This is a genomic window from Mesorhizobium sp. WSM4814, assembly GCF_055811595.1.
In genome coordinates this window covers 56718-79394 of record NZ_JBVVQT010000022.1, presented here as the reverse complement: position 1 = coordinate 79394, position 22677 = coordinate 56718, and the positions used below count along the sequence as shown (strand labels likewise).

General features: G+C 64.1%; 21 protein-coding genes. 14 read left to right on the top strand and 7 right to left on the bottom strand.

The genetic code is table 11. The features are described 5' to 3' along the window. Positions 1-135: 135 nt before the first annotated feature. From AC0L2V_RS26115 to AC0L2V_RS26090, 6 genes are all read left to right on the top strand, one after another. A complete protein-coding gene (locus AC0L2V_RS26115; protein WP_473521573.1) occupies positions 136-1320 on the top strand; it encodes a M24 family metallopeptidase in 1185 nt (394 codons plus the stop codon). Between the two features lie 76 nt (positions 1321-1396). After that, positions 1397-2545: a M24 family metallopeptidase gene (locus tag AC0L2V_RS26110; protein ID WP_473521572.1), complete on the top strand. Its 1149-nt coding sequence runs from the start codon at positions 1397-1399 to the stop codon at positions 2543-2545. A gap of 9 nt (positions 2546-2554) precedes the next feature. Next, complete coding sequence (locus AC0L2V_RS26105) at positions 2555-3811, top strand: sarcosine oxidase subunit beta family protein (protein WP_473521571.1); 1257 nt, start codon at positions 2555-2557, stop codon at positions 3809-3811. A 13-nt stretch (positions 3812-3824) separates the two neighbouring features. Continuing rightward, entirely contained in the window at positions 3825-4121 is a 297-nt protein-coding gene (locus tag AC0L2V_RS26100; protein WP_419696075.1) for a sarcosine oxidase subunit delta, read from the top strand. Further along, positions 4118-7072: a sarcosine oxidase subunit alpha family protein gene (locus AC0L2V_RS26095; protein ID WP_473521570.1), complete on the top strand. Its 2955-nt coding sequence runs from the start codon at positions 4118-4120 to the stop codon at positions 7070-7072. The genes AC0L2V_RS26100 and AC0L2V_RS26095 overlap by 4 nt, the downstream gene beginning before the upstream one ends. Continuing rightward, positions 7065-7574 carry a sarcosine oxidase subunit gamma family protein gene (locus AC0L2V_RS26090; protein WP_473512509.1) on the top strand — a complete coding sequence of 170 codons (510 nt, stop codon included), beginning with the start codon at positions 7065-7067 and terminating at the stop codon, positions 7572-7574. The genes AC0L2V_RS26095 and AC0L2V_RS26090 overlap by 8 nt, the downstream gene beginning before the upstream one ends. Before the next feature lie 27 nt (positions 7575-7601). Here the strand turns inward: AC0L2V_RS26090 and AC0L2V_RS26085 are convergent, their stop codons facing one another. The 7 genes from AC0L2V_RS26085 to AC0L2V_RS26055 form a co-directional block, all read right to left on the bottom strand. Continuing rightward, positions 7602-8636 carry a phosphotransferase family protein gene (locus AC0L2V_RS26085; protein ID WP_473512507.1) on the bottom strand — a complete coding sequence of 345 codons (1035 nt, stop codon included), beginning with the start codon at positions 8634-8636 and terminating at the stop codon, positions 7602-7604. Between the two features lie 31 nt (positions 8637-8667). Then, positions 8668-9879: an acyl-CoA dehydrogenase family protein gene (locus tag AC0L2V_RS26080; RefSeq protein WP_473521569.1), complete on the bottom strand. Its 1212-nt coding sequence runs from the start codon at positions 9877-9879 to the stop codon at positions 8668-8670. Positions 9880-10012: 133 nt separating this feature from the next. Then, positions 10013-10135 (bottom strand): hypothetical protein, encoded by a 123-nt coding sequence (locus AC0L2V_RS26075; RefSeq protein WP_473512504.1) that lies wholly within the window; start codon positions 10133-10135, stop codon positions 10013-10015. Positions 10136-10179: 44 nt separating this feature from the next. Then, entirely contained in the window at positions 10180-11142 is a 963-nt protein-coding gene (gene kce / locus AC0L2V_RS26070) for a 3,5-dioxohexanoate:acetyl-CoA acetone transferase (RefSeq protein ID WP_473512502.1), read from the bottom strand. Further along, a complete protein-coding gene (locus AC0L2V_RS26065; protein ID WP_473512500.1) occupies positions 11139-12086 on the bottom strand; it encodes a 3-hydroxyacyl-CoA dehydrogenase in 948 nt (315 codons plus the stop codon). Before AC0L2V_RS26065 ends, kce begins: the two co-directional genes overlap by 4 nt. Before the next feature lie 11 nt (positions 12087-12097). After that, positions 12098-12904, bottom strand: coding sequence for an SDR family oxidoreductase (locus AC0L2V_RS26060; protein WP_473512498.1), 807 nt, complete (start codon positions 12902-12904; stop codon positions 12098-12100). A gap of 150 nt (positions 12905-13054) precedes the next feature. After that, a complete protein-coding gene (locus AC0L2V_RS26055; RefSeq protein WP_091597522.1) occupies positions 13055-13726 on the bottom strand; it encodes a GntR family transcriptional regulator in 672 nt (223 codons plus the stop codon). Between the two features lie 146 nt (positions 13727-13872). Here AC0L2V_RS26055 and AC0L2V_RS26050 point away from each other — a divergent pair, with 146 nt between their 5' ends. The 8 genes from AC0L2V_RS26050 to AC0L2V_RS26015 all read left to right on the top strand — a co-directional run bounded on the left by AC0L2V_RS26050 (position 13873) and on the right by AC0L2V_RS26015 (position 22654). After that, on the top strand, positions 13873-14460 hold the full coding sequence (locus AC0L2V_RS26050; protein WP_023800447.1) for an amino acid synthesis family protein: 588 nt from the start codon (positions 13873-13875) through the stop codon (positions 14458-14460). Then, positions 14453-16261: an alpha/beta fold hydrolase gene (locus AC0L2V_RS26045; protein ID WP_473521568.1), complete on the top strand. Its 1809-nt coding sequence runs from the start codon at positions 14453-14455 to the stop codon at positions 16259-16261. Before AC0L2V_RS26050 ends, AC0L2V_RS26045 begins: the two co-directional genes overlap by 8 nt. Beyond that, entirely contained in the window at positions 16258-17310 is a 1053-nt protein-coding gene (locus AC0L2V_RS26040) for an LLM class flavin-dependent oxidoreductase (protein WP_473512494.1), read from the top strand. Before AC0L2V_RS26045 ends, AC0L2V_RS26040 begins: the two co-directional genes overlap by 4 nt. After that, the gene (locus AC0L2V_RS26035) at positions 17307-18782 is read left to right on the top strand and encodes an aldehyde dehydrogenase (RefSeq protein WP_473512493.1); all 1476 of its coding nucleotides are present in this window, start codon (positions 17307-17309) and stop codon (positions 18780-18782) included. Before AC0L2V_RS26040 ends, AC0L2V_RS26035 begins: the two co-directional genes overlap by 4 nt. 58 nt (positions 18783-18840) lie before the next feature. Then, the gene (locus AC0L2V_RS26030; protein WP_473512492.1) at positions 18841-19845 is read left to right on the top strand and encodes an ABC transporter substrate-binding protein; all 1005 of its coding nucleotides are present in this window, start codon (positions 18841-18843) and stop codon (positions 19843-19845) included. 70 nt (positions 19846-19915) lie between these two features. Then, complete coding sequence (locus AC0L2V_RS26025; protein ID WP_473512490.1) at positions 19916-20776, top strand: ABC transporter permease; 861 nt, start codon at positions 19916-19918, stop codon at positions 20774-20776. Between the two features lies 1 nt (position 20777). Beyond that, a complete protein-coding gene (locus tag AC0L2V_RS26020; protein ID WP_473512488.1) occupies positions 20778-21578 on the top strand; it encodes an ABC transporter permease in 801 nt (266 codons plus the stop codon). Then, a complete protein-coding gene (locus AC0L2V_RS26015) occupies positions 21575-22654 on the top strand; it encodes an ABC transporter ATP-binding protein (RefSeq protein ID WP_473512486.1) in 1080 nt (359 codons plus the stop codon). The genes AC0L2V_RS26020 and AC0L2V_RS26015 overlap by 4 nt, the downstream gene beginning before the upstream one ends. Positions 22655-22677: the final 23 nt, after the last annotated feature.

The following is a 22677-nucleotide window of genomic DNA, read 5'->3' as shown; positions in this document are numbered from 1 at the left end:
CAACTGCCCTAGACATTGTGCAAGCTAAGATATAAAAACTACAGAAATCTGGTAATAATTCGTAATCAGACCACACATTATTGCCAGTTGTGCACAATTTAAGAAAAAACCAGCGTACTGGCAGGTGGGACTTCGGTGGCGAGCGCGAGCGGTTTCGGGACTTTCACGCAAGCGGAGTATGCGCAGCGCCTGGCCGGCGTGAAGTCACGCATGGAGAAGGCCGGCTTCGACCTCATCATCTGTCAGGACCCAGCTAATATGTGCTGGCTGACCGGCTATGACGGATGGTCGTTCTATGTTCCGCAATGCGTGCTCGTCCATCTCAGGGAAGACCGGCCGATCTGGTTCGGCAGGGCGCAGGACGCTAGGAGCGCACGCCTGACCACCGGCCTGCCGGAGAAGAACATCGTGCCGTTCTCGGAACGGCTGGTGCAGCAGCCCGTCGAACACCCCTATGACGAACTCGCCCAGCTGATCCGGTCGCGTGGCTGGGGAAACGCCCGCATCGGCGTCGAGATGGACGCGCATTATTACACCGCGCGCTGCCATGCCCATCTCGTCAGCGGGCTGCCTGACGCGCACTTCGCCAACAACCACGATCTCGTCAACTGGGCGCGGCTGGTCAAATCCGAGCTGGCGCTGATCCGCGAGGCCGGTGCGATCTGCACACACGCCATGAAACGCGCCATAGAAAAAATGCGGCCCGGCGTGCCGCAGAACCATGTCATTGCGGAAATCTACCACGCACAGATCACGGGCGTGCCCGGAGCGGGCGGCGACTATGCCGCGATCTGTCCGCTGATGCCCGTCGGCGAGGGCACCAGCACGCCGCATCTGACCTGGTCCGACGCGCCGCTGCCGGACAGCGGCCTCGCCATTCTGGAGATCGCCGGGGTGCGGCGGCGCTATCATGCGGCGCTGACGCGGACCGTGCATTTCGGCAAGCCGCCGCAAGTCCTCGTCGACATGGCCAAGGCGATCGTCGAGGGCGTCGACGCCGGCATTGAGAAGGCCCGCCCCGGCTACACCGCCGAAGAGGTGGAAGCCGCCTGGCAGGCAGTGTTGAGGAAGAACGGGCTGAAGAAGGAGAGCCGCGTCGGCTATCCGGTCGGGCTCGCCTACCCGCCCGATTGGGGCGAACGCACCGCAAGTCTTCGTCCCGGCGACACCACCAAGATGCAGTCCGGGATGTGCTTCCATTTCATGGCCGGCGTTTGGCTCGACGATTTCGGCATCGCCATCTCGGAATCCTTCGTCGTCACGGATCGCGGCGGCGAACGCCTCTGCGACGTGGCGCGCGAACTCATCGTCATCGACTGAGCATGGGGACTGGAAGCCGGTCACTGACGAGAGATCATGCCGGCAACGAAACCGGTAACCAGCACGAGGACGCCTGATGGACCGTAATCCGTTTTCCGAAGCCGAAATCGCCGGCCGCCTTGTCAGGGTCCGCACGGCGCTGGCCGAGCGCGAGCTCGACGCGACGGTCTTTGCTTCGCCGGAGAACGTCTTCTACCTCACCGGGCTCGATCACTGGGGATATTTTGCCCCTCACCTGCTGATCGTCCCGCTCGAAGGGAAACCTGTCCTGGTCACCCGCTCGATGGAAAGGGTGACGATCGAGAAACAGGTGACGGCAGCGGAATTCCGCGGCCATTCCGACAGCGAAACGGCGGCCGACCTTGCCGCGCGGGTGCTTGCGGAGCTCAGCCTGTCCGGCAAGCGGATCGGCCTCGAATACTGGACGGCCGGCCTCAGCCATGGGCTTGCCGTCGCACTCCAGACGCAGGCCGATGCCAGATGGAGCGATGTTTCCGGGCTGGTCGACAGGATGCGGCGAGTGAAGAGCGCCGAGGAACAGGCACTGATGCGTCAGGCGGCACAAGTGACCGACGCCGCCGCCGGCGCCGCGATCGCCGCGATCTCGGACGGTGCCTCCGAACAGGAGGTCGCAGCCCAGTGCGTTGCGGCGATGATTCGCGCCGGCGGTCATGCTCCGGGCTTCGGCCCGTTCATCCGCCCGGCCGCGCGCCTGGGCGAAGAGCATACGACCTGGGGCGACGGGATCTACCGCAAGGGCGAGCCGGTCTTCGTCGAACTGTCCGGCTGCATCTCGCGTTATCACGCGCCGCTCGGCCGGCTCGTTCGCATCGGCCATATCAGCGACGAAGACGCCGCGATGGCGGAGGTGACCGCCAGGGCGTTCGATGCCGTCGTCGAGGCACTCAGGCCCGGCGCCAGGGCGCGCGACGTCTACGCCGCCTGGCAGACCGTCGCCGACGAGGCCGGTCTTTCCCATTATCGCCGCCATCACTGCGGCTACCTTGTCGGCGCCGGACAGCCGCCATCATGGACTGGCGGCAATTCGGTGACCGGCTTGAGGCACGATTCCGATCTCGAAATCGAGACCGGGATGAGCTTCCACATCCTGTCGTGGCTGATGGGCACCGGTCGCGGCGATGACTTCGTCTCCAACACCGTGCTTCTGACCGATGCGGGCGCCGAAGTGCTTACCCGCACGCCGGCCGGCCCGATCGTTCGATAGGCCGCAGGGATGGCGCGCTACTCGGCATTTTCGATTTTCCGCAACGCTCTGTCTGGCCAGAAGAACTGGCAGCGCGCCTGGCGGGCAGCGGAGCCAAAACCGTCCTACGACGTGATCGTCATCGGCGGCGGTGGACACGGCCTCGCTACCGCCTTCTACCTCGCCGAGAACCACGGCATCCGCAACGTCGCGGTGCTCGAAAAGGGCTATGTCGGCGGCGGCAATGTCGGCCGCAACACCACCATCATCCGCTCCAACTACCTGCTCGACGGCAACACCCAGTTCTACGAATTCTCGATGAAACTCTGGGAGAACATGTCGCGGGCGCTGAATTTCAACGTCATGTTCTCGCAGCGCGGCCAGCTCGTCACCGCGCATTCCGCCGACCAGCTCGACGGCTTCAGCCACCGCGCCAACATCATGCGGCTGAACGGCATCGATGCCGACATCCTCGACCGCGACGAGGTGCGCCGTCTCGTGTCTTATCTCGATTTTTCCGACACCGCCCGCTTTCCGATCCATGGCGCCATCTTCCAGGGCCGGGCGGGCACGGCGCGCCACGACGCGGTCGCCTGGGGCTATGCGCGGGCCGCCGACGGCCATGGCGTCGACATTATCCAGAACTGCGAGGTGACAAGCTTCCTCCGCGACGGCGACAGGATCGTCGGCGTCGAAACGACGAAAGGCCGGATCGGCGCCGGCAAGGTCGGCCTCGCTGTTGCCGGTCATACATCCGTGCTCGGCGCCAAGGCCGGCCTGGAACTGCCGATCGAAAGCCACGTCTTGCAGGCCTTTGTCACCGAACCGCTGAAGCCGTTGGTGGACCATGTTGTCGCCTATGGCGCCGATCATTTCTACGTCAGCCAGTCGGACAAGGGCGGGCTGGTCTTCGGCGGCAATCTCGACGGCTACAATTCCTACGCCCAGCGCGGCAATCTGGGCGTCGTGCGCGAAGTGGCGGAGGCGGCGATCGCTCTGATGCCGTGCATTTCGCGCATCCGACTGCTGCGCCATTGGGGCGGCGTCATGGACATGACGCCCGATGCCAGCCCGATCATCTGCCCGACGCCGATCGAGGGGCTCTATCTCAACGGCGGCTGGTGCTATGGCGGCTTCAAGGCGACGCCGGCTTCCGGCTGGTGCTTCGCCCACACGATCGCCACCGGCAAGCCGCACCCGTTGATCGCAGCCTACGGGCTCGATCGTTTCCGCACCGGCCACACGCTCGACGAGGCTGGCGCCGGCCCCTCAGCCTGGCTGCAATAGGAGGCGCAAGACAATGCTGCGCATCGAATGCCCCTGCTGCGGTCTGCGCGACCATGACGAGTTCCGCTACGGCGGCGATGCTTCCGTCACGCGTCCGGCGCACGACGATCCCGATCCCGAGGCCTGGTACCGTTACGTCTATGTCAGGACAAATCCGGCTGGCCTGCACCGCGAGTTCTGGCAGCACGTGACCGGCTGCCGCCAATGGCTGGTGGTCGAACGCGACACGCGCAACCACGCCATCGCATCCGTCGATCTCGCCAGGCAATTGTCGGCCAGGAAATCACCCGCCAGGAAACCACCGGCATGAGTTCGAACCACAAGCGGTTGTCGATGGGCGGCCGTATCGACCGCGAGCAGCCGGTCGAGTTTACCTTCGACGGCCGGAGCCTGATCGGATATCGCGGCGACACGCTTGCCTCCGCGCTGCTCGCCAACGGCGTCACGCTGGTCGGGCGCAGCTTCAAATATCATCGTCCACGCGGCATTTTTTCCGCCGGGGCCGAGGAGCCGAATGCACTGGTCACGCTTGCAACCGCAGGCAGGCGCCAGCCGAACCTGCCGGCGACGACACTGGAACTTGCAGACGGCGTAGTCTCGGAAAGCCAGAACCGCTGGCCGTCGCTTACGTTTGACGTGCAAAGCGTCAACGGCCTGTTGGCGCCGTTCCTTTCGGCCGGCTTCTACTACAAGACCTTCATGGGCCCGACGCGCCGCGCCTGGATGTTCTACGAGCACTTCATTCGCAAGGCGGCCGGGCTTGGCAGAGCCGGCACCGATCCCGACTCAGACCGCCACGACATCAGTCATGCCTTTGCCGATGTCGCCATCATCGGCGGCGGCCCTGCAGGATTGTCGGCGGCGCGTGCTGCCGCAGCGGCCGGCGCGCGGGTGGCGCTGATCGAACAGGATTTCCTGCTCGGCGGCCAGCTTCTGGCGGAACCGTCCGACAGCGCAGCGGCCGCATGGTTGAGACAGGCCGAGGCCGAGCTGGACGGCTTCAAAACCGTCGCCCTGATGAAGCGGACGACCGCTTTCGGCATCTATGACGGCAATGTCATCGGACTGGTCGGGCAACGCGACCCAACCAATCCGCAGCCGGCCGGCGAAGTGTTGCAGACATTCACCATGCTTCGCGCCCGCTCGATCGTTTTCGCCACCGGCGCCATCGAGCGGCCAATGGTGTTCTCCAACAACGACCGGCCCGGCGTGATGCTTGCGTCGGCCGCCCGGACCTATCTCAACCGCTTCGCCGTCCTGCCCGGCAAGAAAATCATCGTCGCCACCGGTAATGACAGCGCCTGGCGCGCCGCCTTCGACCTTGCCGGTGCCGGCGCAGAGGTGACGGTTGCCGATGTTCGCGCAGCGCCGTCCACAGCGCTTGCCGCAGAAGCCGGACGGCTCGGCGTGGTGGTGCGGGCCGCAACGCGCACCGTCGACCTGCATGGCGGCCATGCCGTCAGGCGTGCAACGCTGAACGGAGCGGACGGCCAGTCCGAGGCCGCATGCGACCTGGTCTGCGTGTCCGGCGGCTGGTCGCCGACCGTGCATCTCACCTCGCACCTTGGCGTCAAACCTCAATATCGCGACGACATTGGCGGCTTCGTGCCGGGCGCGTTTCCGGCGGACCGGTTCGGCGCCGGCTCGATGATGGGAACTTATTCGACCGCCGGTGCCATCGAGGACGGTCATCGCGCCGGCACCGCGGCAGCATCATTCTGCAGCAAGTCGGCGCCGGTGCCTGCTCCGTCGAAACTCGATCTTGGCGAGACCGCCACGGCCCCGTTTCGCGAAATCCCTTCTCTCGGCCGTGGAAAGGCCTTCGTCGATTTCCAGATGGACGTGACGACCGGGGATATCGAACTCGCCTATCGCGAGGGCTACGAATCGGTCGAGCACCTGAAGCGCTACACCACGCTCGGCATGGGCACCGACCAGGGCAAGACCAGCAATTTTGCAGCGCTTGCCTCGATGGCGGCCTTACGCAATGCAACCATCCCCGAGACCGGCGCCACGACCTTTCGACCGCCGTATACGCCGGTCGCCATCGGTGCGCTTGCCGGGCGCGCCATCGGCCATCATTTCAAGCCGATCCGCCGCACGCCGATGCACGACTGGCACATGGCGAACGGCGCCGAGATGCTGGAGGTCGGGCTCTGGATGCGGCCCTATTTCTACAGCCAATCCGGGCTCGACGTGAACGAAGCCTATGTCGCCGAAATGCGGAGTGTGCGCCAGGCCGCTGGCCTGATGGACATCTCCACTCTCGGCAAGATCGACGTCCAGGGCCCGGATGCCGCGATTTTCCTCGATCGCATCTACGCCAACGGCTTTGCCAAACTGCCGGTTGGCCGTGCGCGCTACGGCGTCATGCTGCGCGACGACGGCATCGTCTTCGACGACGGCACCACGACGCGGCTGGCCGAGAGCCGGTTCTTCATGACCACCTCGACCGCCAAGGCCGCCGACGTGCTGTCGCGTCTTGAATTCCTGCTCGATATGGCCTGGCCGGATTTGCGCGTAGCGGTGACCTCGGTGAGCGATGAATGGGCGGCGATGTCGGTTGCCGGACCGAAAAGCCGTGCAATTCTTGCTGCGGCATTTCCCGCTCTCGATGTTTCCGACGCGGCACTTGCGCATATGGGATTGCTCGAAAGCGAATGGCAGGGCCGTGCGCTCCGCATCCTGCGTCTCAGTTATTCCGGCGAGCGCGCCTACGAAATCTATGTCGGCGCAACTGCCGGTGAACAGCTTTGGAGCCGCCTGCTCGAAGCAGGCAGGCCGCTCGACCTGAAACCTTACGGCGTCGAGGCGCTCGGCGCGCTGCGCGTCGAAAAGGGCCATGTCGCCGGACCTGAAATCGATGGGCGCACGACGCTCGACGATCTTGGCCTCGGCCGCATGGCCGGCAAGCGTACCGGCTTCGTCGGGGACGTGCTGCGACGGCGCCCCGCCTTCCAGGCGCCCGACCGCCAGCGCCTGGTCGGACTGGAATGCATCGAGGAGGGAAAACGCCTTCGCGGTGGCGCCATCCTGTTTCTGCCGGGCGAGAAACCTTACGGCCACGGGCGCGGCCGCGTGACTTCCGTCACCTTCAGCCCCGAACGCGGCCACTATATCGGGCTGGCCTTGCTTGCCGGCGATGTCGCTAGCGAAGGAAGCGAGGTCGTGGCCGTCTATCCGATGAAGCCCGAAACGGTGCGTGCCCGCATCGTCTTGCCGGTATTCCTCGATCCGCAGGGGGAGCGGCTGCATGGCTAGTATTATGTCTTCGCAGGAGTTCAGCCTGTCTGTGGCCGATTGTCCGCTCATCCAGATCGAGGGCTGGGACGGGGCGCTGGCGCAATTCGAATCGAACCTTTCGGCATCACTCGGCACGAAACTTCCTGCCTCAGTCGGAGAGACGGTCCGTCACAAAGGTTTTCTCGTCATCCGCGTCGCGCCTCGCCGCTTGTGGCTGGCTCTCGACGACGGCGCGCAAGCACCTTCGCTTGCCGTCGATCCGGATCTCGGCTGTTCGGTTTCTCTCGACGAGGGTCGCGTGCGTTTCAGAATGGCTGGGGCCGACGTTGCGCCGGTCCTCTCCAGATGCATCACTGTCGACTGGCGCGCGCCGGCGGCCGCCCCGGGCCGCGCCGTGCTGACATCCTTGCACCATGTGCCCGTGCTGTTCCTGCGCACCGGCGAGACCGCGTGCGAACTCATCGTGCCGCGAAGTTTTTCGCAAAGCCTCTCGGACTGGATTGCTGACGCTGCGGGTTAGGGAAAAGACCAGGCGCGAACGCTCCCCTCAGGAGGAGCCACTCCACGGTCTCGCTCCTTGGATGATCTCTTGAGCACGCGCGGCAAAGCGACCGGCGAGCGGCCACTTGCCGGCCGCATCGGCCGACGCCGCGCTGCCTGCCCGCGCCCGGTCGGCGATGCCGACGAAGATCACCGCGAAACGGAACAGCGAAAAAACCAGGTGGAAGCGTTGCAGAGGCGCAGTGGGCACGGCATGCGCGAAATAATGGTCGAGGAATTCGCGCTGGTTGGGGATGCCGAGGGCAGGATGATCGAGGCCGAGGATGCCGCCATATTCGTCCGGGGTCGAATGCCAGGTCATCGAGCAAAAGCCGAGATCGGCGAGCGGATGGCCGACCGTCGACAGCTCCCAATCGAGAATGCCGATCACCTCCGGCTTGCCGGGATGGAACAGCAGATTTCCGAGGCGGAAGTCGCCATGGGCGATCGACACGCGTCCATCATCCGTGGGCAGATGCTGCGGCAACCAGTCGGCGACCGCTTCGAGTGCCGGAATTCTGTCACTCGGCGATTCCCTGAGCTGCCGGGTCCAGCGGCCAATCTGGCGCTCGAAATAGTTGCCGGGCCGGCCGTAATCGCCGAGACCGACCGCGTCGGGACGGACAGCATGCAGCTTGGCCATCGCTTCGGCCATGCCGAAATAGATGGCGCGTCGCTCCGCGGGGACGAGGCCAGGCAGCGAACAGTCGTGGAAGACGCGACCGTCCAGCCGCTCCATCAGGTAGAACGACGTGCCGAGCGGCTCGGCGCCGGCGTTATAGAGCACCGGCCGCGGCACCGGCACGTTGGTCGCTGCGAGAGCTTCAAGCACGCGGAACTCGCGGTCGACGGCATGCGCCCCGCGCAGGATCGGCCCGGCCGGTTTCTTGCGCAGCACCATGCGATGCGCACCATAGTCGACGAAGTAGGTGGGGTTGGACTGCCCGCCGCCGATCCGCTCGAGCGTCATTGCGGCATCGCCGAAGCGGTTCGCGAGAAAGCCCTTCAATGCAGCAGGATCGAAATCCGCATTCAACGGCATCTTTTCCTCCTGAGATGCCACCCCGCGTCCGCTATGCCTCGCCTTCGACGGTCCAGCGCCAGAAGCCCCTCTCCTCGTCGTTGAGGAAACGGTTCAGCACCATCTTGTGGACCTCATCGGCGCCGTCGACCAACCGCGCCTGGCGCGCATAGCGGTAGATCCATTCGAGCACCGTGTCCTTCGAATAGCCTCGCGCGCCATTGATCTGGATCGCCACATCGGCCGCGTCATGCAGCACATTGGCGACCTGGACCTTGGCCATCGATACTTCTTTGCGGGCAAAGCCGCCGCGGTCCAGCTCCCACGCAGCCTTCATCACCAGGATGCGGCCGATCTCGATGCGCATGGCGAGGTCGCCGAGCTTCAGCTGGACGCTTTCGCGGTCGGCGAGGCGCTGGCCGAAACCATGGCGCTCGGCAGCGTAGGCGCGCGCGATCTCAACGCAGCGCTTGGACAATCCAAGCCAGCGCATGCAGTGGGTAAGCCGCGCCGGGCCGAGCCGCACCTGCGTCACCTTCATGCCCCTGCCCTCGCCAACCAGCATGTCTTCGCCAGGGATTTCGAGCCCCTCGAATTCCAGCTCGCAATGCCCGCCATGCTCCTCCGGGCCCATGATCTCGATGCGGCGCATGATGCGCCAGCCCGGCTGGTCCTTGTGGAACATCAGAGCCGACAGACCATGGCGCGGATCGTCCGAGGTTCGCGCGATCAGAATGAAATGGCTGGCCTCCTCGGCGCCGGTGATGAACCATTTGCGGCCGGTCACCACATATTTGTCGCCGCGCCGTTCAGCACGCGTCATGATCATCGAAGGGTCCGAGCCGCCGCCGGGATGCGGTTCGGTCATGGCAAAGGCCGAGCGTACCTGGCCCTCGACGATCGGCTTCAGCCATTTTTCCTTCTGCGCCGGCGTGCCGAGCGCCTCCAGCACCATCATGTTGCCATCGTCGGGCGCTGCCGAATTGAACACCACGGGCCCGAAGATCGACCGGTTCATCTCCTCATAGCAAACCGCAATATCCATCTTGCCGAGACCGGCGCCGCCGGATTCGGGCTTGAGCTGCAGGCACCACAGGCCCGCCATACGCGCCTTGGCACGAAGCGTCTCCAGCAGCGGCAAGGCGACGTTTCCATGTGCGTCATAGGACGTCTTGTCGGCCTCGAGCGGCAGGATCTCACGCTCGACGAAGTCGGCAATGCGGACGCGGTAATCTTCGGTGCGGGCGGGAATGTCGAAATTCATGGACAAACTCCCAGCGATGAAACGAGGTGGCCACCATCGATGGACGAGATCGCCGAAAAGCATCGGGTCCATATCTGAAATCGAGCGCGCGCTCGTTTTCCTTATTCGCCTCTATCCCCTTTTGCAGCTGCCGTCATCCGGCGAAGCGTGGTTCCGCCACGCCCTTGATGCCAAGGCCGGTTATCGCGAGCAGGCTGCCGCGCAGGACGCCATCGCCGGGGAGGCGCGGAACGACCACCACGACTTCGATCTTCATGCCGTCCTCCTCTGTGGGCACCGTGCGGCGATAGGCGAGCCGCCTCAGAACTCGACCTTGTCGCCGCCCTTCAGTGACAGGATCTCGCGCGCCTCGTCGGGCGTCGCCACTTCCATGCCGAGCCCCTCGATGATCTTGCGGGCAAGCACCACCTGCTCGGCGTTCGATTTGGCAAGCTTGCCCTTGCCGGCCCACAGACTGTCTTCGAGCCCGACGCGGATGTTTCCGCCAAGCGCTGCCGATTGCGCCGCGATCCGCAATTGGCTGGCGCCGGCACCGAGCACCGACCAGCGGAACTGGTCGCCGAACAGCCGGTCGGCGGTGCGCTTCATATGGGCGACGTCTTCAGGGTGCGTGCCGATGCCGCCAAGCAGACCGAACACCGACTGCACGAAGAACGGCGGCTTGACCAGCCCGCGATCGGCGAAGTGGGAAAGATTGTAGAGATGGGCGATGTCGTAGCACTCGAACTCGAAGCGCGTGCCGTTGTCGTAGCAGGTCGCAAGGATGTATTCGATGTCCTTGAACGAGTTGCGGAAGACCAGGTCGCGCGTCGCTTCCAGATGCGGCTTTTCCCAGTCGAACTTGAAGGTCTCGTATTTGTCGACGAGGTGATAGAGCCCGAAATTGATTGAGCCCATGTTGAGCGAGGCGACCTCTGGCTTGAACTCGGCGGCCGGGCGCACGCGTTCCTCGACCTTCATGTAGGGACTGCCGCCGGTGGTGATGTTGATGGCGGCATTGGTGGCCTGCTTGATGCGCGGCAGGAAGCGGGCGAAGGCCGCCGGCGTCTGGTCGGGCTTGCCGGTCTCGGAGTCGCGGGCATGCAGGTGCAGGATCGCCGCACCTGCCTCCGCCGCCGCGATCGCCTCGGACGCGATCTGGTCCGGCGTGATCGGCAGATAGGGCGACATGGTCGGTGTATGGATCGCCCCTGTCACCGCACAGGTGATGATAATTTTGCCCCTGGTCTGCATAGCACCGGGCTTGCGGCTTGTTTCCGTCATCTTCCAAACTCCTGATCCGATTTTTTCTTGTGCGCGGCCAGCGCCATCAGCCGGCGGTCGCGCCAAACCTGCCGTTCGCCGAGTTCTTCCCGCGGCAGCCGCTTGCGGCGGTCGGCCTCCACCGTCTCGATGACTTCGCCGGCCCAGTCGACGCGGCGCAGCATCTGCGGAAAAATGTTGGCATAGATCGATTGATAGCGCTCGACATAGTCGCGTACACCGCCCGGCGCATTAAGGTCGATCGTTTCGAACGGACCCATGAATGACCAGCGCAGCGCCAGCCCGTCGCGAATGCCGGTATCAACATCCTCGACGCTGGCATAGCCGTCGGCGACAAGTCGAAAAGCCTCCTCCAGCAGCGCGCCCTGCAGGCGGTTCATGATGAAGCCGTCGAGCTCGTGCTTCATCACCAGCGGTGCGTGGCCCGCATCGACGAGGAAGGCGCGGGTCCTTTCGACCGTTTCGGAAGACGTCCATGGCGCCGGCACGACTTCCGCGGCCGGGATGAGGTAGGGCGGATTGATCGGATGCACGACTAGGCAGCGGTGCCGCCCTTGCAGATCGTCGGTGAATTTCGACGGCAGCAACGCCGAGGTGGAACTGGCGATCACCGCTTGCGGAGCGGCAATTGCATCGATCCGAGAGAACACCTCGCGCTTCACATCCAGGTTTTCCGGCGTGTTCTCCTGGATATGGACCGCATCGGCCAGCGCTTCTTCGAGCTCCGCAACGACGGCAATGCGACCAAGCACGACGTCGATTGCCTGCCCCCGCAGCAGATCATTCGCAGCGAGGTCGCCGAGCACGCCGGCGATGTAATCGTGCGCACCTTCGGTCGCGGCCGGCGACTGGTCCCACATCCGCACATCGTGGCCGGCGCGGGCAAAACTGATCGCCCAGGCCCGCCCGATGAACCCGCTGCCGACAATCGCTACTTTCATCATGGTCGGGCTCCTCAAAGGGTTTCGACATTGCCGTCGACGCCGAGCGATTGGCCGGAGATGTTGATCGCCGCATCGGACAACAGGAAAGCGACCATCGCGGCGACGTCATAGGGGCTGGTTATGCGGCGCAGCGAGATGTTGTGGAGATAGCGCTGCGTCATCTCCTCGTTCGACACACCGAGCTGTCTGGCCCGGTCGGCGATAACCTTGTCGATGCGTGGTCCCTCGATGATGCCGGGCAGGATGGCGTTGACCCTGATGCCGTGCGGTCCGAGTTCCTTGGCAAGGCTTTGCGTGAAACCGATGACGCCGAACTTGGCCGCCGAATAGGGGGTGCGGAAAGCGTAGCCATGGCGGCCGGCGGCGGACGACATCGAGACGATCGAGCCGCCGCCCGCCGCCTTGATCAGCGGCACGGCACGCCTGGCGCAGAGGAACTGGCCGGTCAGGCAGATGTCGATGCAGCGGCGCCACTCCGCCGGATCGATTTCGTCGACGCCGCCGGTCGGCCCGGCGATGCCGGCATTGTTGATCAGCGCGTCGAGGCCGCCGAGCTTTTCCGTCACCGTCTCGAACAGCCGGTCGACGTCGTCGTCGCGCGAGACATCGGCCTTGACCGCGGCGACCAGGGCGATCCTGTCCGGAGCGGCGGCCAGCGCCTCGTCGGAGACGTCGCAAACGACGATGCGCGCGCCGAGCCGCGACAGCGTTTCTGCAATGGCCAGGCCGATGCCGCCGGCGCCTGCCGTGACCAGCACGCGCTGCCCCTTCAGCCCGGTCAGAAAATCATCCGCCGACGACGGCGCCCCTTTGCTCATCGTGTATCCCTTCTCATTGCAGCCGCCGTTCGCGCAGCGCCATGACAGCGCCCAGAACGACCAAGCCGTACAATATTGCCCCTGAAATTGTGACGAAAGCACTGCCCTCTGCGAGGGCGACGGACGATTCCGTAATGTGAAATTTCTGCTTCAGCTGTTGCGAAGGGTCTGTTGCGCAATTCGCCAGGCCTGCTCCACATGCCGCCGGGCCGCGGCTTCGGCGGCATCGCCGTTGCGCGACTTGATCGCGTTCATAATGTCGGTCATTTCGGCAATTGCGGCATCGCGGCGATTCTCCGAAGCGATGGTCATGGAACGCAGCTGGTTGATGCGGACGTTCAGACCCTGGACGATCTCCCAGGCGATGCGCTTGTCGGCGGCATCGAAAAGCACCTCGTAGAATTTTGTGGTCGCCCGCATCACCTCGATCGGATTGGCTGATGCCCACGCCTTGAGCAGCACATCGAACGCGCGCTCAAGCGCGGCGATCTGGCCCTCAGTCGCCGTCAGCGCGCAGGCGCGCGCCGCGATGCCCTCCATCAGAGCGCGCAGTTCATAAATCTCGTCGGTGCGGCTGAGATCCGGCCTGGCCACCGCGGGTCCATGGCCAGGTATCATCTGGACGAGGCCCTCGGTCTCCAACTGCCGCAGGACCTCGCGCACCACCGAGCGACTGACGCCGAGCTGGTCGCAAAGCGGCCGCTCGACCAACCGTTCGCCAGGCTGGAAGTGAAACCCCATGATCGCGTCGCGCATGCGCTCCAGCGCCAGCGTTCTCAGCGTCTTGGCGGATCGTTCGATCCTCAGTGTGTCGTCGGCCAATTCATATACTCCCAGCATCCGCAAGAAACAGATTCGACGATCCGTTGACAAGGGATTTGGTCTTCAATAGTATGGTATACCATAAGACGGCTAGGCAAAAGCGGAACTTTTCCGGATGCCTCAGCCGACCCGACACCGAGGATTCGATGAAGCCGGCCATTCGAAAGATCGTCACCCATGTCGAGAACACGCTAATCGAAGGCGGCAAGGCGGCCCCCCGGCCGCTGCGCCTGATCGGCGTGGCGGCGGTGCTCGACAACCCCTGGGCCGGGCGCGGTTTCACCGAGGACCTTTCGCCCGAGATCCGCGCCTATGCGCCGGTTCTGGGGGAGATGCTGACCCATGAAATCCTCGCAGTTGCCGGATCCGGCGAAGCGATCGAAGGCTACGGCAAGGCCGCAATCTGCGGCACATCAGGCGAGATCGAGCATGCCTCGGCGCTCATCCACACGCTGCATTTCGGCAACCACTATCGGCGTGCCGTCGGCGCCAAGACCTATCTTGCCTTCACCAACCTGCGCGGCGGGCCGAACACGCCGATCATGATCCCGCTCATGGACAAGAACGATGAAGGCCGACGTTCGCACTACCTGACGGTGCACTTCCAGATCGGCGACGCGCCGGCGCCGGACGAGTTGGTGGTGGCGCTTGGCGCCTCGATCGGCGGACGACCGCATCATCGCATCGGCGACCGCTACCAGGATCTCAAGGAGGTCGGCGACCTGCATGGCTGAGCTGACGGACCGTGGCTGGCATCGCGGAACGGCGCCTGACGGCACCGGTTTCATCCGTGCCGGATCCGGCGCGCCGGTCCTTCTCATCCACGGTGTCGGCATGAACGCGGCAATCTGGGCACCCCAGATCGAGCTGATGAAAAACAGATGGGATGTGATCGCAATCGACATCCTGGGACACGGCCAGTCGCCGTTGCCGCCCGAGGACGCCAGCCTTGCCGATTATGCCGGACAGGCAATTCGGCTTCTCGATCACCTTGGCCTGGATGCCGTCTCGATCGTTGGCCATTCAATGGGGGCGCTGGTCGGGCAGGAAATCGCTCTCAATGCACCCGAACGGGTTCGTAGCCTCGTCTCGCTCAATGCGGTTTTTCGCCGCCCGGCGGAGCTTGCGCAGGCAGTGCGCGAGCGCGCCGCCGAACTGAATGGCGCGGAAAACCCGTCGGGGACGGACGCAACGATCGCGCGCTGGTTCGGCAACCCGGTCCCCGACAGCCTGGCCGAGGCGGCAAGGATGACGCGCGTGGCACTGCAAAGCGTCAACTCCGAGGGCTATGCGCGCACCTATCGACTTTTCGCCCATGCCGATGCGGCGCATGGCGATCGTCTTTCCGGTCTCGCAATGCCGGCCCTGTTCATGACCGGCTCGCAGGACAGGAATTCCTCGCCTGCGATGTCGGCGGCGATGGCACGCCTCGCGCCGCGCGGTCGCTGCGTCGTTCTGGAGGGCGAACGACATATGATGGCCGTAGCCTCGCCTGACGTGGTCACACGGCGCATTGTCGATTTTCTCGAGAGCAACGACGGCGCAAGCACATCGGCGCGACCGGCAATGGACACAGCCTTCGACGCGGGCGAATTCAGGCGGGCGCTCGGTTCCTTCCTGACCGGCGTTACAATCGTCACCGCGATCGGGCCGGAAGGAGAGCCTCTAGGCTTCACCGCCAATTCGTTTACATCCGTTTCGCTCGATCCGCCGCTTGTGCTGGTCTGCATCGCCAAGAAAGCGCTGGGTCATCCGGTGTTTTCGACCTCGAAATGCTTTGCCGTCAACGTGCTCTCGGAGGAACAGCGAGCCGCGTCCGGCGTCTTCGCTTCGAAATCGCAGGACAAGTTCTCGGCTGTCGAGTGGCGCTTCGGCCCGACCGGCAGCCCGCTGCTCGCTGGATCGGTGGCGACGTTCGACTGTGACATGGAGCAATTGGTCGACGCCGGCGACCATTCGATCCTCATCGGCCGCGTTCGCGAATTCTCCCACAATTCATCGCAGCCCCTCGGCTATTGCCGTGGCGCCTACGTCTCGCCCGGCCTCAGCCAGGAAGCACTGGCGGCCGCGCCGCCCGACATGGAGGTCGGCGCCATCCTCGAAGACGAAGGCCGCGTGCTGTTCCTCGAAACCGCCGACGGCTTTTTCGAACTGCCGGCGGGCCGAGGGCTCGGGGCGCCCGGCGACACGCGAAGCCTTAGGGGACGCCTCGCTGCGAAAGCCATCGAGGCTCATCTCGGATTCCTGTTTGCGGTCTGGGACGACGCCGCAAGCCCATCGCGAACGCATGTCTACTACCGCGGCACGGTAGCCGCGCCCCACTCCAGCGATCGCCAGGTCCGGCTCGTCGACATCGACAGGATTGCCGGACTGAACATCGCCGACGCTGCCGTGCGCTCGATGCTCGCCCGCTATGTTCGCGAATGTCGGGAGGATGCGTTTGGAGTCTATGTCGGCAACGAGGTCGAAGGTGAAGTCCGTCCGCTCGCCAAGCCGGTAGCAATCAACACTTCCAGTCCGGGTCAACAGATATGAAGTTCTCGCTCTTCGTCCATATGGAACGCTCGGACCCGGCAAAGCCGCATGCCGACCTCATCGATGAGCTTGAGGAGTTGGTCGTGATGGCCGAGGCGGCAGGCTTCGAGACGGCCTGGATCGGCGAACACCACGGCATGGAGTTCACCATCTCGCCAAACCCGTTCATCAACATCGCCTATCTCGGCGCCAGGACGAAGCGCATCCGGCTCGGCACAGGAACCGTCATCGCGCCGTTCTGGCATCCGATCAAGCTCGCCGGCGAGGCAGCCATGACCGATGTCGTCACCGGCGGCCGGCTCGACATCGGCATCGCCCGCGGCGCCTACAGCTACGAGTACCAACGCCTGTTCCCTGGGCTCGACGCCTGGGGCGCGGGCCAGCGCATGCGCGAGATCATCCCGGCCATCAAGGGCCTCTGGGAAGGCGATTTCGAGATGTCCGGCGAATTCTGGTCGTTTCCCTCGAGCACCTCGTCGCCTAAGCCGGTGCAAAAGCCGCACCCGCCGATCTGGGTGGCGGCGCGCGATCCGAACTCGCACGACTTCGCCGTCTCCAACGGCTGCAACGTCCAGGTGACGCCGCTCGCCTCCGGCGACGACGAAGTAACCAGCCTGATGGAGCGCTTCAACGCGGCGTGCGCGGCGCATCCCGACATGGCCCGCCCCGAGATCATGCTGCTGATGCACACATTCGTTGCCGAAGACGCCGCCGATGCGGAGCAACTGACGAGGGACCTGTCGCTGTTCTACTGCCAGTTCGGCGCGTGGTTCCAGAACAAGAAGCCGGTTCGCCAAGGCATATTGGAAGCGCTCTCCGACGACGAGATCGCAGCAATGCCGCAATATGCGCCGGACAAAATCCGACAGAACCTGGTCATCGGCGAAGCCGAAGAGGTGATCACCCGGCTTAAGGCATATGAGGCGCTCGGCTATGACCAGTACTCGATCTGGATCGATAGCGGTCTGCCGCACGAGCGCAAGAAGAAGTCGCTGCAGCTGTTCGTCGACAAGGTGATGCCGGCCTTCGGGCATGGGAGGCCGCAATGACCCTTGTGGCCTTCAGCAACTTCATAGATGGGGCGTTCGATACGCCGACAGCCACCTTCGAAAGCATCGATCCATCAACCGGAGCGCCCTGGGCGACGATGCCCGCCGCAACCGAGGCCGATGTCGACCGCGCCGTCGAGGCGGCGCACCGGACGCTGCACTCGGCCGCGTGGGCCTCGCTGACGGCGACGGCGCGCGGCAAGCTGCTGATGCGCCTCGGCGACCTGGTCGTCGCCAATGCCGGCCGCCTAGCCGAACTGGAAACGCGCGACACCGGCAAGATCATCCGCGAGACCCGCGCCCAGATCGCCTATGTCGGCGACTATTATCGCTACTATGGCGGGCTTGCCGACAAGCATGAAGGCTCGCATGTGCCGATCGACAAGGCCGATATGGACGTCACCATCCGACGCGAGCCGATCGGCGTCGTCGCCGCCGTCGTGCCGTGGAATTCGCAGCTCTTCCTTTCGGCCGTCAAGCTCGGCCCGGCGCTGGCCGCCGGCTGCACGGTCGTCCTGAAAGCCTCGGAGGACGGTCCAGCGCCGCTGCTGGCCTTCGCCGAACTCGTTCATGAGGCCGGATTTCCCGCCGGGAGCGTCAACATACTGACCGGGTTCGGGCACGATTGCGGCCGGCGCCTGACAAGTCATCCGCTGGTTTCACGCGTCGCCTTCACCGGCGGGCCTTCGACCGCTCGCGCTATCGTCCGCAACACGGCGGAAAATCTCGCCTATACGACGCTGGAGCTGGGCGGGAAAAGTCCGGTTGTCGTTTTCGCCGACGCCGACTTGGACAGCGCGGCCAACGCGGTGGTGGCCGGGATTTTCGCAGCGTCTGGACAAAGCTGCGTCGCCGGCTCCCGGCTGCTTGTCGAGCGTTCGATAAAGGCCGAGTTCCTGGACAGGCTGAAGCACAAGGCCGAGGCCATCAAAATTGGTGATCCGCAGGATCCAGCCACCGAAATGGGACCGCTGGCAACGCCACGTCAGCGGGAATGGATCGAGAAGATCGTTGCCGAGAGCCTCGCCAATGGCGGGACGTTGGTCACCGGCGGAAAAAGGCCCGACAATCATCCGCACGGCTTCTACTACGCACCGACCATCATCGATGCCGAGGATTCAGCGCTGCCCTGCGTGCGCGAGGAATTGTTCGGTCCGGTGCTCAGCGTTCTCACCTTCGACACGGAAGCCGAAGCCCTGGCGCTTGCCAACGATACGGCGTTCGGCCTCGCTTCGGGCGTGTTCACCACCAATCTCGCCAAGGCGCACCGCATGGCGCGCGACATCCATGCCGGCATCGTCTGGGTCAACACATACCGCGCCGTTTCGCCGCTCGTGCCGTTCGGCGGCTATGGTCAGTCGGGGTTCGGCCGCGAGGGCGGGCTCGACGCCATCCGCGACTACACGCGCTCGAAGTCGGTGTGGATACGCGTATCCGACGAGCCGATCCCGGATCCGTTCGTCATGCGATGAGGCAGCGTCAACGCGCAATTTCACAAAAACAAGAAAGCAACCAACAGAGGAGAATGAGATGAAACTGATTTTGACCGGCATTTTGGCCGCACTCCTGGCAGCCACTGCCGCACACGCCGATGAAATGGTGTTCACCAGCTGGGGCGGAACCACCCAGGAGGCGCAGACCAAATCCTGGGCTGCTCCGTTCGAAGCCAGTTCCGGCATCAAGGTCCTGCAGGACGGCCCGACCGACTACGGCAAGCTGAAGGCCATGGTGGAAGGCGGCAGCGTCGCCTGGGATGTCGTCGATGTCGAGATGGATTTCGCCATCAAAGCGGCCAAGGACGGCCTGCTCGAGCCGATCGATTTCAACGTCGTGCCGAAAGCTGATCTCGATCCTCGCTTCACCACCGAGCATGCGGTCGGCAGCTTCTACTACTCCTTCGTTCTTGCCTGGAACAAAGGGGCGGTGTCGGCTGAGCCAACCGGCTGGGCCGACATGTTCGACCTGACGAAATTTCCCGGCAAACGCACCTTTTACAAATGGTCGGCACCGGGCGTCATCGAGATTGCGCTGTTGGCCGACGGCGTGCCGGCGGACAAACTCTATCCGCTCGACCTCGACAGGGCGTTCAAGAAACTCGACACGATCAAATCGGAAATCGTCTGGTGGGACAGCGGCGCGCAGTCGCAGCAGCTGATCGCCTCCGGTGAAGCAGCCTTCGGGCAGCTCTGGAATGGACGGGTCTTCGCCCTCGAGCAGGACGGCGCCGATGTCGGCGCATCCTGGAAACAGAACATGACTGCCGCCGACGTGCTCGTCATCCCCAAGGGTTCGAAGAACAAGGCGAGCGCGATGAAATTCCTGGCCACAGCGACAAGCGCGAAAAGCCAGGCCATGTTTGCCGAAGCAAGCGGCTACGCCCCCATCAACACGGCAGCCAAGGCCGAAATGCCGGCCGATGTCGTCAAGTCGCTGCCGGACGCCTATGTCGACGGGCAGATCAACCTCGACATGAACTACTGGGCTGAAAACCGCGACAAGATCGCCGAGCGCTGGTACGCCTGGCAGGCCAAATAGCCGCCGACCTCACCCATGAACCGGCGGGGCGTCGCTAGGGCGTCCCGCCTGAGCTGCCGGGATCATCGCCATGTCGGGCAATTTTCTTCATCGACAGCCAATCCTCCGAAGGCCCGACGGTATCGGCGGCGCCCTACCGGCGCTAACCCTTATCGCCCTGTTCTTCGTGGTGCCGGTTGTTGCGCTGCTGTTGCGCAGCGTGACCGAACCGGTGCCGGGCCTGCAGAACTACGCAATCCTGTTTGGCGACGGCACCTATGCGCGGGTCTTCTTCAACACCTTTCTGGTCGCCACCGTCGTCACCGCCGTAACCGTGGTCGTGGCGTTTCCGGTCGCCTGGATGCTGGCGATCATGCCGCCTGCCCTCGGCTCGATCGTCTTCGGCATCATCATCCTGTCGATGTGGACCAATCTGCTCACCCGCACCTATGCCTGGATGGTGCTGCTCCAACGCACCGGCGTCATCAATCGGACGCTGATGGATATCGGCCTGATCAGCGAGCCGCTGCCGCTGATCAACAACCTGACCGGCGTCACCATCGGCATGGTCTACATCATGCTGCCCTTCATGATACTGCCACTGGTCGGAACGCTGCGCGCCATCGATCCGATGACGCTGCGCGCCGCCGCTCTGTGCGGTGCCAGCCCCTTCGACGCCTTCCGCCGCATCCTGCTGCCCTTGTCGCTTCCCGGAATCGCTGCAGGCGGCCTGATGGTTTTCGTCATGTCGCTCGGCTATTTCGTGACACCAACGCTGCTCGGCGGCACCTCCAACATGATGCTCGCCGCAATGATTGCCCAGATGATCCAGTCCTTGCTCAACTGGGGGCTCGGAAGCGCGGCGGCTTTCATCCTGCTTTTGGTGACCATGGCGCTCTACGCGCTGCAACTGCGTCTCGTCGGCGCCAAGCGCATGACAGGAGGCATCTGAGATGCTGCTCGACTACGACCGGCTCGGCTGGCTGCGTGCAGCACTTCTGGGTTTCACCGGCCTGGTCGCGGCGTTTCTGCTGCTGCCGGTTGTTTTCATCGTGCTTCTGTCGTTCGGGTCGTCGCGGTGGCTGGCTTTTCCGCCACCAGGCTGGACGCTGAAATGGTATGAGGAGCTCTTCGCCGATCCGGCCTGGCTCGAAGCGGCGCTGACCAGCGCGCGCATCGCCGCCATGGCCGCAATTCTTGCCGTCGTCATCGGGCTACTGGCTTCTTTCGCCCTGGTCCGGGGACAGTTTCGCGGGCGCAACACGCTTCGCGGCCTGCTGCTGACGCCAATGGTGCTGCCGGTCGTCGTCTTCGCCATCGCCATCTATGCATTCTTCCTGCGGATCGGGCTCGGCGGCACCACGGCAGGCTTTGTAATCGCCCACACGGTCCTGGCATTGCCGTTCGCCATCATTCCGATCACCGCGGCACTCGAAGGCTTTGACAAATCCATCGAGGACGCGGCGATCGTCTGCGGCGCAAGCCCATTCGAAGCAAAACTCCGGGTGACCTTGCCGGCGATCAAGATCGGGATTTTTTCGGCGGCGATCTTTGCCTTCCTCGCCTCGTGGGACGAGGTGGTGGTCGCGATCTTCATGGCCAGCCCCACCTTGCAGACCTTGCCGGTCAAGATCTGGGGCAGCCTGCGCCAGGATCTCAGCCCGGTCATCGCCGCGGCCTCCAGCCTTCTCGTTCTCCTGACGCTGGGCCTGATGATCGTAACCGCACTCATTCGGCGGAAATTGTCGAAATGACCGAACCGTTCCTCTCCATTCGCGACCTGCGCAAGGCGTTCGGCAGCTTCGTCGCCGTGCAGGATGTCACGATCGATATACCAAAAGGCGAATTCCTGACCTTTCTCGGCCCTTCCGGCTCTGGCAAGTCGACGACGCTCTACGCAATCGCCGGCTTTCAGCAGCCGACATCCGGCGACGTTCTTCTCAAGGGCAGGTCGCTGCTGTCGGTGCCGTCGCACAAGCGCAACATCGGCATGGTGTTCCAGCGCTACACGCTGTTCCAGCATCTCACCGTCGCCGAGAACATTGCCTTTCCGTTGCGCGTGCGCCGCCGGCCGGACGCCGAGGTGAAACGAAAAGTCGCCGAAATGCTGTCGCTGGTGCGGCTCGAGAGTTTCGGCGGCCGATATCCCGGCGCGCTTTCCGGCGGACAGCAGCAGCGCGTGGCGCTTGCCAGGGCGCTCGCCTACGATCCGCCGATCCTTCTGATGGACGAGCCGCTTTCGGCGCTCGACAAGAAGCTGCGCGAGGAAATCCAGGCCGAGATACGGCGTATCCACCGCGAAACCGGCGTAACGATCCTTTACGTCACCCACGATCAGGACGAGGCGCTGCATCTTTCGGATCGCATCGCGCTGTTTCGGGACGGGCGCATCGAGCAGATCGGCACCGGTGAGGACCTCTATCTGAGACCTGCGAGCGAATTCGTGGCCAGTTTCATCGGAAATTCCAATTTCCTGCCGGCCGAGCATCTTGAAACCGTCAACGGCGCCGCCACGATCCGCCTGGCCGATGGCTCGGTTGTCTCCGGCGTGAGGATCGATCAGGACTTCAGCCAAGGCCAGAAGACCCGGCTGATGGTGCGGCCGGAAGCGTTTCGACTGAGACCCGGCCCTGCCACTGCCGGGCTTGCGGTCGAATTCATCGACACCGCCTTCTTCGGCGAGCGGCGGCGCGTCATCGCGCGCACGGCCGCCGGCCAGGAGATCGACGTCAGGCCGACATCCGACATGGCGCAACCAAAGGACGGCGTCGCCTCGCGCGGACAGCAGATTTTTTTCGATCCCGCCGCCGCATTTCTGTTTCCGGCCTGACAGGCGCGCTGGCGGTCTGGAAC